Origin of the sequence: Rhodanobacter sp. Root561 (assembly GCF_001427365.1) — a bacterium.
Lineage (GTDB): Bacteria > Pseudomonadota > Gammaproteobacteria > Xanthomonadales > Rhodanobacteraceae > Rhodanobacter.
In genome coordinates, this window is record NZ_LMGH01000002.1 from 1 (window position 1) to 12,342 (window position 12,342).

Consider the following 12,342-nt stretch of genomic DNA (forward strand, 5'->3'; position numbering starts at 1 on the left):
GCCTAACGCTGGAGTTAAGCGGCGCGCAGCTTTTCGCGCGTCCGCTTGGACGACGGGTTAGAGCCCGATGCGCAGATTGCATGAGTCGCCAGCGCCACAGCGATACCGCAAGCCAGCGCCCAAAGCCCCAGTGAAATTGCGAAGAAGAGGAAAACTACTCCTGGGACAGCACCGATGGCAAAGGCGGCTGACCAGGATGCTCGGCCCCGGTAGAGCAAACCCGCATATAGCGGAGCCCCAAAGACAACGACCGGGATGCAGCCGATGGCTAGCGTGTAGAGAAAGACAACTCTCACGGAGTCAATGATGTTGAAGAAGGGGCCGGGGTGCAGTGACGTTTGAATTGCAGCGAAGCTGGCCAAGGCTACGGCAGCCACGACCAGCGAGGCAAGGGCCACCAATTCAACTTTTGCTAGCTGCCGCGAAAATTTCATGAGGGCTCTAACGCTGGAGTTAAGCGGCGGCGGAGCCGTCCGCCTTGAACGAGTTGTTAGACCGCTGCCCCGGACGCTGGGGCCGAGCGTGCTTGAAGAAAGGCAAGCAGAAATGGCGTACCAAAAATTACTGCCGCTACAACCGTGAAGGTTAGCGCAAATACAAAAAGTCCTGAAACTAGCCAGACCGCGGCGGGAATTTGGATAAGAGTAAGACCAAGGACTTGCCGCCGGGTAATAGCATAGGCCCCTGCAGCGGTGGCAAGCCACATGATGCAAGTGCCAACGATGGAAAATGTGGTGATTGGTAGATGAGCCATGCGCGCGTGAACAGGTCCGATGACCGGCCAGGCAATGGCGCCGAACAGGAAGATCGCCACTAGCAGCCAAGCGCACAAGTCAGCGAAGACAAATGAAATCTTTACGAGCCTCTGCATGATCTTCCTGCGGTCTAACGCTGGAGTTAAGCGGCGCGCGGCTTTTCGCGCGTCCGCTTGGACGACTGGTTAGAGGGCGGCACCGGGATGCAATTGTTGGCCGTCGACTGAAAGAGTAGCTGAGTTGCCGGGTGTGTAGAGGTCAAGGATTTGAGGTTGCTGAGCTGCTGTTAGTTGAGAGAAAACATTGATGCCCTTGATGAACGCCTTGAACTCTTTAGCCTTCATATCAATGTGCACGGTTTCATTGCAGACAGTGCAGGTTAGAGATGCTTGACGATCGTTGTGCGATATTCGTGTGGCTGTCCATAGGCGACAGTGATGACAGTTGCAAGGAAATACACCCGCCGCTGGAATGGTCATAGGGCCCTCTAACGCCTGAATTAAGCCGCACCGCGGAGCGGTGTCGGCTTGAATGAATTGTTAGGGCGCCAAGCGATAGAGCACATGCCTTAGCTCCCACTGCTCGTAACCTGGTGATTCTATTGATCCGTCGGGTGCCAATGTAGACAGATTGAAACCCTCTTCGACGTCTTCGTAGTACACCACAACATCACCTTGTTGAGCGACCACAAAGATGCTCTCGACTTGACCGAAACGAGGGATAGGAACCGCACGAAGCGGAATCCTGATGCGAGAGAAAAACTCTCGTTGCTCAGGTGTGCACTTGGCCAACTCCCGAACAATGAGGGCCTCCAATTCTTTTGCGGATGTTGGCTCCCAAGTGTCCATCGCGGCCTAACGCTGGAGTTAAGCGGCGGCGAAGCCGTCCGCCTTGAACGAGATGTTAGACGCTACCTGCGACAGGCGGAGTCCCCGAATTACCAACCCAACCACTTTCGACGACCTCAGCAGCGGCAAGAATACGCTTTGCAAATGCGCGTGCTTGCGCGGTGTCGAACTCGACCGCACCCTCGAATGGCATTGCAACAACCTTGATGAAGATGACGCCCTCATCTTGCCGTGCCTCACACGACACCGTTTCCTCGTAGGGCTTCGCAGAGTTCTCGGACATGTTTGTTGTGGCGTCTAACGCTTGAGTTAAGCGGCGCGCGGCTCTTCGCGCGTCCGCTTGGACGAAGGGTTAGGTTGCGGGCTACTGACCACTGGGGGCGCCAGTACACTGGTAGGCAATGGTAACTTGGCGATCACCGCAATTGCCGAAGCCGCGACGCGAAAGGCAGTTACTCTCCTCGGAGCCAAGTGCCTCAGCCCCGCTGTAACCCCAAGCCATGCACTTTTGTGCAGCAAGTTCCTGAGCCTTCTCGGGGTCATAGGAAACTCGCTGAAATTCATTTCGCTCGTAGGAAAGCTTGACGATGCCATCAGCGCGGCTTGCGCCAGTGACCAGCAGCTCCTTCTGGGTTGCGCACCCGGCGACGGTAAGAACAATGGACGAAACAACGAGCAGTGTAATGAAGCGCATATTTCCCCCTTCGACAAAATTGAACGAGCCACCTAACGCTTATTAGACCCCATATCGGGGCATATGCAATGGATGTTCAGCTTTGATCCGGGGCGCGTCAAGTAGGCAAATCCTACGGCGTGGCGGGGGTTTGCCGCCTGCCGCCTGTGATCTGGCTGGGTCAGGATGGGCTTTGCATATCTCGCAAAGTGAAGTGCTATGTCTTATGACCCCGCAAACGCAGGAATAAACCGTATGGTCAGCGGCCCTTCGGCGCCGCGTTTGATGGATGAGGTGCGGCGCGTGTTGCGGCTGAAGCACTACAGCATTCGCACCGAGGAGGTGTATGTCGGATGGATTCGCCGCTTCATACTGGCCAATGGCAAGCGGCATCCGCGTGAAATGGGCGAAGCCGAGGTAGAAGCGTTTCTGTCGGCGTTGGCGGTGCAGGGCAAGGTCGCTGCGGCCACCCAGAATCAGGCACTGGCGGCGTTGCTGTTTTTGTACAAGCAGGTGCTGAATATCGAGCTGCCATGGATGGAGGGTGTCGTGCGTGCGAAGCGGCCACAGCGTGTGCCGGTCGTACTTTCTCGTGATGAGGTCACCCGCGTGCTGGCAAGGATGGATGGACGTCCCTGGCTGTTGGCCAGCCTGTTGTACGGTACGGGCATGCGCCTGATGGAAGTGTTGCGGCTGCGGATCAAGGACGTGGATTTTGCCCGTAATGAAATCGCCGTGCGTGATGGCAAGGGCGGCAAGGATCGGCACACCATGTTGCCGCGGTCACTGGCTGAGCCCTTGCTGCGTGAAATGGAACGCGCCCGCCTGTTGCATGAAGCCGATTTGGCGTCGGGGTTCGGCGCGGTGTGGTTGCCGCAGGCGCTGGCCCGGAAGTATCCGGGCGCACCGCGCGAAATCGGCTGGCAGTATGTATTCCCGGCGGCGGAGCGCTCGATTGATCCGATGGACGGCATCGAGCGCCGACATCATTTCGGTGATGCGGTGCTGTCGCGCGCATTGAAGGCAGCGTGTCGCGCTGTGGGCATTGCCAAACCGGTGAGTGCCCATACGCTGCGTCATTCGTTCGCCACGCATCTGCTGGAATCCGGCTACGACATTCGCACGGTGCAGGAACTGCTCGGCCACAAGGACGTGGCGACGACGCAGATCTATACGCATGTGCTCAATAGGGGCGGGCATGGCGTGCTGAGTCCGCTGGATCGTTGATCACCTGCAGGGAGCGCTTCGGCGCGCGATCAGCCTGCCCTGGGCCAGTTGAGTTCCACTTCGTGCTGCACGCCGTCGTCGACCAGCGTGATTTGTCCGTCGGGCTGCGGTTCGCCATCCAGCCACAGTGCGGGCATGGTGCCGGGTTCGCTTTGCCGCAGGTCGATCCGGTACAGCGTGTCGTGGTGGCGGTAGTCCAGGCGGAAGCCGTCCCACTGCGCCGGCAGCACGGGCGCGAAGCGCAGCCTGCCGGCTTCCAGGCGCAGGCCGAGCAGGGATTCGACGATCAGCCGGTACATCCAGCCGGCCGAACCGGTGTACCAGCTCCAGCCGCCGCGGCCGACGTGCGGGGCCACGGCGTAGACGTCGGCGCTGACCACGTAGGGTTCGACCTTGTAGACGTCCATTTGATTCGCGTCGCTGCCGTGGCTGACCGGGTTGATCATGCGCAGCAGTTCCCATGCGCGCTCGTGGTCGCCCAGCTCGGCGAAGGCCATCGTGGCCCAGATCGCCGCGTGCGTGTACTGGCCGCCGTTCTCGCGCACGCCGGGCACGTAGCCCTTGATGTAGCCGGGGTCCAGCGGCGACTGGTCGAATGGCGGATCGAGCAGCTGGATCAGGCCGGCGTCGCGTCGCACCAGGTGCCGGTTCAGCGACTCCATCGCCTGCTGCTGCCGCTGGGCGGGCGCCATGCCGGACAGCACCGACCAGCTTTGTGCGATCGAGTCGATGCGGCATTCGTCGTTCCCGGCCGAGCCCAGCGGCGTGCCGTCGTCGAAGTAGGCGCGGCGATACCAGGCGCCGTCCCAGCCGTGTTGTTCCAGCGCCAGGTGCAGGCGCGTGACCTCGCTTTCGCAGCGCTGCGCGAAGGCTTCGTCGCCATGCAGCCGCGCCACTTCGGCGAAGCGGGTCAGCACCTCGCCGGAGAAGAAGCCCAGCCACACGCTTTCGCCGCGGCCGGCTTCGCCGACGCGGTTCATGCCGTCGTTCCAGTCGCCGCCGCCGATCAGCGGCAGGCCGTGCACGCCGCGCTGGCCCAGGCCGTGCTCGATCGCGCGCACGCAGTGCCGGTACAGCGTTTCGCGCAGGCCGGCGGGTTGCGGCAGGTCGTAGTACGACTCCTCGCCCGGATGCAGCGGGCGGCCGTCGAGGTAGCCGGCGGTCTCGTCGAGGACGCCGCGATCGCCGCTGGCCAGCACGTAGCGCGCGGTGGCCAGCGGCAGCCACAGGTAGTCGTCCGAACAGGTGGTGCGCACGCCGCGGTCCAGCGGCGGATGCCACCAGTGCTGCACGTCACCCTCGACGAACTGATGCGCGGCGCACAGCAGCAGCTGCGCCCGCGCGATCGCGGGGGCCGCGTGCAGGGTGGCCATCGAATCCTGCAGCTGGTCGCGGAAGCCGAACGCGCCGCCGGACTGGTAGTAGCCGCTGCGCGCCCAGATCCGGCAGGCGATGGTCTGGTACAGCAGCCAGCCGTTGGCGAGCACGTCCAGTGCGGGCTCGGGCGTGCGCACCTGCACCGCGCCCAGCGTGCGCGCCCAGTGCGCCCGCACCTTGTCCAGCGCGTCGGCGGCGCTGCCGTTGCCGCGGAAGCGCTGCACCAGCGCGGCGGCGTCCGCGCCGTTGCGACCCAGGCCGAGCCGGAAGATCAGCTGGCGTTCGGCGCCGTCGTCGAGCGTGAGTTGCGACTGCAGCGCGGCGCAGGGGTCCAGCCCCGCGCCCACTCGTCCGGACAGGTGGGCGCGGGTCAGGGCGGCCGGCGCGTGCATGCTGCCGTTGCGGCCCAGGAATTCGCTGCGGTCGCCATCGATGCCGCGGGCCGGGTCGTCCACGTCGAGGAAGGCCACCCGATCGGGGAACTCGGTGTTGTACGCGTTGCGGGCGAACAGTGCGCCGCTGGCCGGGTCGGATTCGGTCACCACGTGCATCGCGGTCTTCGCGCGCAGGTCGCCGAGCAGCCACTCGACGTAGGCGGTGACGCTGATTCGGCGCGTGCGGCCCGAGCTGTTGCGCAGCTTCAGCACCGAGAACTTCACCGAGGCATCCAGTGCCACGTAGATCCACAGCTCGGAGCGGATGCCGTCCTCCACGTGCTCGAACACGCTGTAGCCGAAGCCGTGGCGGGTGGTGTAGCTGCCGCGGCCGCGACGCGGCAGCGGGGTCGGTGACCACACCTGGCCGGTGTCCTCGTCGCGCAGGTACAGCGCCTCGCCGCCGCCGTCGCTGACCGGGTCGTTGTGCCAGGGCGTGAGGCGGAATTCGTGGGCGTTCTCGGCCCAGGTGTAGGCGCTGCCGCAGTCGGAGATCACCGTGCCGAAGTGCGGATTGGCCAGCACGTTGCACCACGGCGCCGGCGTGCCCTGCCCGCCCTGCTGCACGATGACGTACTCGCGGCCATCGGCGCTGAAGCCGCCGTGCGGGTTGGCCAGTTGCAGCGATGCCGGTGCCGGGACTTCCGCCGCGCCCGGGTCGCCGTCGCTGCGCAGCGGACGGCTGGGCTCGAAGCGCGGTGCATGCACGGCCGGTTGCCGTCGTCCGATCTGTTCGGCCAGGCTGCCCCGCGCATCGCCGAGGATCAGTCGCGCGCTGGCCAGCATCACCACGCGATCCTCGCCGGACAACTGCTGCGACGGGCGCACGAAGATGCCGCCGGGCCGGTCGAGCAGGCTCGCCTCGCTGCCCGAGGCGATCAGGCCCATGATCTGGTCCTGCAGTTCCTGCCGGTAGCCGGCGCGGTCCTCGTTCCAGATCACCAGGTCCACCGCCAGGCCCTTCAGGCGCCAGTACGCGTGCGCCTGCACCAGCTGGCGCACCAGCTCGATCCGCGCGGGGCTGGTGATCGTCAGCAGCACGATCGGCAGGTCGCCGGAAATGGATTGTCCCCACAGGCCGGACTGGCCGCGCCGGTTGGCCCGCAGCACGGCGGGCTGGGCGCGCAGGCTGGCGTTGGGATACAGGATGCTGGTGGCCATGTGCTCGTACAGCTGGGCGTCGGCGAGGCTGGCGTTGAGCTGGCGCAGCAGCACCTGGCTGTGCGTCCAGGCCAGGTCGAACACGCGGTCGGCGAGGTGGCGGTCGCGGTACTTGCCGATCAGTTGAATGCAGCCATCGCGCTGCTCGGCGATGCCGCTGACGAAGTCGATGGTGGCGGTCTGGTCCGGTTCCAGCGTGATCCGGCAGCGGATCGCCATGATCGGATCGAGCACCGAGCCGTCGCTGTTGGACAACTGCGCCTGCCCGCGATCAAACACTTGCGGATCGGCCGTGCTGCGGCCGCGGCCGATGAAGCGCGCGCGATCGGTTTCGTAGGAGATCTCCACGATGTCGGCGTCGTGCACGGCCAGCAGGTGGAACATCCACGGCATGTGCTCGCCGGCCGCGCGGGGGCGGCGGGTGCAGACGATCGCCTGCAGCTCGGGCACCAGCTCGGTCTGCACGAACAGCTTGCTGAAGGCCGGGTGCAGCGCGTCGGCGATCGGCGGCGCCAGCACCACTTCGGCGTAGCTGGTCAGCTCGATCGTGCGCCGCGTGCGGCCGCGGTTGGTGAGGTGGGTGCGGCGCAGCTCGATGTCGTCTTCCGGCGACACCACGATCTCGGTATGCGCGTCGAACTCGCGTTCACGCACGCGGAACTCGGCGCGCGCCTCGGAGAAGATCGCCTCGAACTGCTCGGTCTTGCGGCAGGTGGGCTGGTAGGCGGTGGACCAGCAGGCGTTGCTGGCGACCTCGCGCACGTAGCAGAAGCTGCCCCAGTGATCGCGGGTGATGTCTTCGTGCCAGCGGGTCAGCGCCAGTTCGCCGCGCCGGCTGTAGCCGCCGCCGCCGCTGCTGAGCATGATGTGGTAGCGCCCGTTGGAAAGCAGCTGCACCGCCGGCAGCGCCCGGTCGGGATCGGCGAACACGCGCAGCCGCGCCTCCGGGCGCACGCCGCCGGCGCGCTCGGGGAAGCCGGTGGCGTGCAGGTATTCGGCGGCGGTCTTCGGCACGCGCTCCTGCAGCAGCAGGCTGCTGGCCTGGAACTGCGGGTGCGATTCGAAGCGGCGCTGCATCGGTCGCTCCAGCAGGGCGTAGTCCAGCGCCAGCAGGGTCATGCCCTGGTGATGCGCCATGAACTGCCGCACGATCGCCGCGTCCTGGCCCAGCGGCAGGCGCGCCGGCGTGTAGTCGATCGCTTCGTACAGGCCGTACAGGCCGCGCGCCCCGATGCCGGCCAGGCGCTGCAGGTTCTTCGTGGCCGCCGCGGGCGCCACCATCATCGCCAGCGCGCTGGCGTACGGCGCGATCACCACGTCGTCGCCCAGGCCGCGCTTCAGGCCCAGACCCGGCACGCCGAACGCGCGGTACTGGTAGGTGAAGTGCGCATCGAGCGTGTTGTAGCCCGATTCGGAAACGCCCCACGGGATGCCCAGCTGGTTGCCGTATTCGATCTGCCGGGCCACCGCGGCGCGACAGGTCTGCTCCAGCAGGGTGCCCTCGAAGCCGGGCATCACCAGGGTCGGCATCAGGTATTCGAACATCGAGCCGGTCCACGACAGCAACACCGGTTCGCCGCCCACCGTGGTCAGCAGCCGGCCCAGCGCGAACCAGTTGTCCTTGGGCAGCTGGCCCTGGGCGATCGCCACGAAGCTGGCCAGCCGCGCTTCGGACGCCAGCAGGTCGTAGTAGCTGGCGTCCAGCCGGTGCTGGTCGACGTTGTAGCCGATCGCCAGCAGGTCGCGCGTGCTGTCGTAGAGGAAGCGGTAGTCCATCTGCGCCAGTTGCTCGGCGAGATGGGCCAGCTGTTCGATCAGGGCGATCCGGGCGGACGCGCGCTCGCGCACGCCTTCGGCGTCGGCGGCGTCCGGCCAGCACAGCGGTTCGATGCGCGCCAGCTGATGCAGGGTGGGAATGCCGCTGAAGCCCACGGCTTCGTCCGGCGGCGCATCGAGTTCGAGCAGCACGGCGTCGGCATGCAGTTCGTCGATCTGCCCGCGCAGGGCATCCAGCCAGAAGCGCGCGTCGCCGACGGCCGGCGCGTCCGCCGCCGCGGCCAGCGCATGGGCGTGCCGGCGCAGTTCGGTGAGCAGCAGCACCGTGGCGCCGGTGGATGCCGGCGGCGTGGCAATGGCCTCGTGCAGCAGGCGTCGCAGCGGCACCAGCTGCGATGCGGCGTCGCGCTCGAGTGCGTCGTGCAGCAGTTCCAGCGTGTCGAGCAGGCCTTGCAGCAGGTGCGGGCCGAACACCGGCGCGTCGATCAGCTCGAGCAGGCCGGGGCACAGGGTCAGCAGGTGGCCGGCCAGATTGCCGCTGTCCACCGCCGACACGTACATCGGCGCCAGCGGCTGCAGGGTCTGGGTGTCGTACCAGTTGTAGAAGTGGCCGCGGTGGCGCGGCAGCCGTTGCATGGTGTCCAGGGTCAGCCGGGTGCGTTCGAGCAGGCGCGCCGTGCCGAGGAAGCCGAAGTCGTGCGCGGCCAGGCCCGCCAGCAAGGCCATGCCGATGTTGGTGGGCGAGGTGCGATGGGCGACCACCGGGCCGGGCTGCTCCTGCAGGTTGTCCGGCGGCAGCCAGTGCTCGGCGGCGTTGACGTGCACGTCGAAGAACGCCCAGGTCTGGCGCGCCAGCGTGCGCAGGAAGCGCTGCTGCCGCGCATCCGGCACGAAGCTGTCCTGCGTGCGCGGCTGGCTGATCCACCACGCCAGCAGCGGCGAGGCCAGCCACAACAGCAGCAGCGGTGCGGCCAGCCACAACGCCAGCGGCCGTTGCAGCGCCAGCAGCACGATCATCAGCAGCGCCAGCGCGGGGCCGATCCACATCAGCCGCCACATCGCCGAGGCCGCGTTGCTGCTGCGCCGCTCGACCTCGCTGGAGGTCTGCCATTGCAACAGGTGCCGGCGGCTGACCGCCATCCGCCACAGCGTGCGCACGATCGCGTCGAGATGGTAATGCGCCTCGTGCGGCAGCCAGGCCAGCCCCAACCCCATCCGCACGAAGTGCTGCACGCCGTCGTGCAGGCCGGCGCGCAGGTGCTGGTCGAGTTCCACGTCGCGCGGCTTCTGCACCAGGTCCAGCAGGGCCGACAGCAGAGGCGGCACCAGCACCATCGCCAGCACCGCCAGGGTCCATGACAGCACCGGCGAGATCACCAGCCAGCCGACCAGCAGCAGCGCCAGCAGCGCGGCCGGCACCAGCGAGCGGCGCAGGTTGTCGAGGATCTTCCAGCGCGACAACGCGGTCAGCGCATTGCGCCGCCAGCCGTCGTGCGCGGTCGGCGCCCACGGCAGCAGCCACGGCAGCAGCTGCCAGTCGCCGCGAATCCAGCGATGGCGGCGCCTGACGTCGGCGCCGTAGCGGGCGGGCCAGGCTTCGAACAGTTGCGTGTCGCTGAGCAGGCCCGAGCGCGCATGGCAGCCCTCGACCAGGTCATGGCTGAGGATGCGGTTTTCCGGGAAGCGGCCATCCAGGGTGCGTTCGAAGGCGTCGACGGCGTAGATGCCCTTGCCGATGAACGAGCCTTCGCCGAACACGTCCTGATAGACGTCCGAAACCATCTGCGTGTACGGATCGATGCCGGCGTCGCTGCCGTACAGCTGGGCGTAGCGCGAGCGCGCCGTGCTGGGCAGGCTGATCCCCACGCGCGGCTGCAGGATCGCGTAGCCGCTGACCACGCGGCGCCGTTCGGGGTCGTACACCGCGCGGTTCAGCGGATGATCGATGGCGCCGACGAACGCCTGCGCCGCATCGCGCGGCAGCTCGGTGTCGGTGTCGAGCGTGATCACGTACTGCACCGGCGGCAGCGAGGCGATGTCGCCCACCACGCGCATGAAGGCCGTGCCGCCGCCGCCGCGCAGCAGCGCGTTCAAGTCGGCCAGCTTGCCGCGCTTGCGCTCGTGGCCCATCCAGCACTGCTCGGCGGCATTCCAGCGGCGCGGGCGATGGAACAGGAAGAAGCGGTCGGCCGTGGCGCTGGCGTAGCGGTCGTTGAGCGCCTCGATGCGCCGCTGCGCCAGCCGCAGCAGGTGCTCTTCGCCGGGCAGGGTTTCGCGGTCGGCGTCGGCGAAGTCGGTGAGCAGGGCGAAGTGCAGGTGCTCGTCGCGATTGCCGAGGAAGCGCACCTCCAGCGCCTCGACCAGGTCCTCGACGTCCTGTTCGCTGGCGAACAGGCTGGGGATCGCCACCAGCGTGCGCGCGTGCGCGGGGATGCCGCGCGAATAGTCCATCCGCGGCAACTGCTGCGGCGCGATGGACAGCGTGGCCAGCCAGTTGAGCAGGCTCAGTCCGAGCTGGCTGGCCAGGATCACGGCCGGCACCGCGATCGCGATCAGCGCCCACGGCGGCAAGCCGTCATGGGCCGCGGCCGCGACCAGCGGTTGGGCGAAGGCGAACGTGAGCACGGCCAGCGTGCCCAGGTAGATTGGCAACGGCGCCCGGTCGAACGCCCGGCGCAGCACTACGGCCAGCCGCGGGTGGATGCCCAGGTGGCGCTCCAGCGCGACACGGCCCCGGTCGACCAGGTAATAGCCCACGTGTTGCGCCAGCGTGTCGCCGCCGGCGGCGACCGCGGCGGCGCTCAGCTCGATCGCGGCATCCGCCACCGCCAGTTCGGTCAGCTTGTGCTGGCGGGCGATCGATTCCACCACGTGGCGGTAGCGGTCGCGGGTGGCGAAATCCATCGCGGCGTAGATGCCGGCCGGATCGTCGCGCAGGCAGCGCTCGACCAGGCTGCAGTGCTCGGTGAAATCGCGCCAGTCGATCGCCGCCAGCGTGCGCAGGCTGCCGATGCTGTTGCTGATGGTGACCTGGTTGGTGGCCTGCTGCTGCGCCTCGACCTGCACCAGGTGTTCGACGCTCTGCCCCGATGCGGCCAGGCGTTGCTCGATCCAGCTCAACGGCAGCGCCAGCGCCGGGCTCTGGCCCTGCAGCCGGCGCGCCATCTCGGCCACGAACGGGCCGTTCATCGGCGGGTCCGATCGGGCCATGTCGGCCACCACCAGCACCACCGAGTTCGGATCGGTTTCGGTGGTGGCGATCAGGTTGTCGGCCCAGCGCGCGGCGCGGCCGCGGTAGCGCCAGTCGGCCATCACCCGCGCGGCCACCCGGCGCAGGTTCTCGATCAAGGCCAGCCGCAGCATGATCGGGATCGCCCACAACTCGCCCAGCTTCAGCGGCGACACCTCCTGATAGGCCTGGATGAAACGCTGCAGGCTGTTCGCATCGACGCGGCCGTCGCCGTGCGAAATGATCTCCAGCGCGATGTCGTAGACGCGCGGCAGGCCGGCGGACGGCCCCTGGGCCAGGCGCGACAGTTCGCGGCTGTAGCCCTTGGGCAGGTGCCGCCGGGCGATGCGGATCTGTTCCTCGACCAGGTAGAAATTGTCCAGCAGCCATTCGCCGGCCGGGGTGATGCGCAGGCGCTTGCGGGTGGCGTGGGTCAGCCGTTCGCAGGTGTGGGTCAGCACCGCCTCGTTGTCGGCCAGCCGCGCCAACAGCAGGTCGGCGTTGCGCCGCGCGCTGAGCCGGTGCTGGCTCGCCAGCGCCCGCCCGTGCCGCTCCATCTGTTCGGCGCTGAACAGTTCGGCGCGCAGCGCGGGCTCCTGCTCGGGCCGGGTGCGGGCGGCGGCGCGCCGGCGCCGGAACGCGTTCAACCGGCGCAGCTTCAGCAGGTCGAGGAGAGTGCCGATGTTCAAACGGGGCATCCTTGTGGCTTGCCGGTGGGGGATGACGGACAACGCGGGGGACCCGGCGGCCGTGGCGCGGCGTGCAGGCGAAGGGCCATTCGCCGGGCGCGGCCCCGGCGCAGAAACTACGCGGCGGCATGTGAAGGCCACGCAGGCTAGGATGTGGCCTCACCACCGATGGG

Annotated in this window: 6 protein-coding genes; 2 read left to right on the plus strand and 4 right to left on the minus strand. The window is 67.1% G+C overall.

Annotated elements, in window-relative coordinates:
• Positions 1 to 14: 14 nt before the first annotated feature.
• From ASD55_RS06095 to ASD55_RS18315, 3 genes are all read right to left on the minus strand, one after another.
• Entirely contained in the window at positions 15 to 434 is a 420-nt protein-coding gene (locus ASD55_RS06095; RefSeq protein WP_157598843.1) for a hypothetical protein, read from the minus strand.
• Positions 435 to 490: 56 nt separating this feature from the next.
• Positions 491 to 871, minus strand: coding sequence for a hypothetical protein (locus tag ASD55_RS18310; protein ID WP_157598845.1), 381 nt, complete (start codon positions 869 to 871; stop codon positions 491 to 493).
• 69 nt (positions 872 to 940) lie between these two features.
• Complete coding sequence (locus ASD55_RS18315; protein ID WP_157598847.1) at positions 941 to 1,111, minus strand: hypothetical protein; 171 nt, start codon at positions 1,109 to 1,111, stop codon at positions 941 to 943.
• 901 nt (positions 1,112 to 2,012) lie between these two features.
• Here ASD55_RS18315 and ASD55_RS18795 point away from each other — a divergent pair.
• Both ASD55_RS18795 and ASD55_RS06105 read left to right on the plus strand, forming a co-directional pair.
• Positions 2,013 to 2,333: a hypothetical protein gene (locus ASD55_RS18795; protein WP_235577736.1), complete on the plus strand. Its 321-nt coding sequence runs from the start codon at positions 2,013 to 2,015 to the stop codon at positions 2,331 to 2,333.
• Positions 2,334 to 2,531: 198 nt separating this feature from the next.
• Positions 2,532 to 3,503 carry an integron integrase gene (locus ASD55_RS06105; RefSeq protein ID WP_056764521.1) on the plus strand — a complete coding sequence of 324 codons (972 nt, stop codon included), beginning with the start codon at positions 2,532 to 2,534 and terminating at the stop codon, positions 3,501 to 3,503.
• 29 nt (positions 3,504 to 3,532) lie between these two features.
• On the opposite strand, the gene ASD55_RS06110 is transcribed toward ASD55_RS06105, so the two are convergent.
• Positions 3,533 to 12,169: a glucoamylase family protein gene (locus tag ASD55_RS06110; RefSeq protein ID WP_056764549.1), complete on the minus strand. Its 8,637-nt coding sequence runs from the start codon at positions 12,167 to 12,169 to the stop codon at positions 3,533 to 3,535.
• Positions 12,170 to 12,342: the final 173 nt, after the last annotated feature.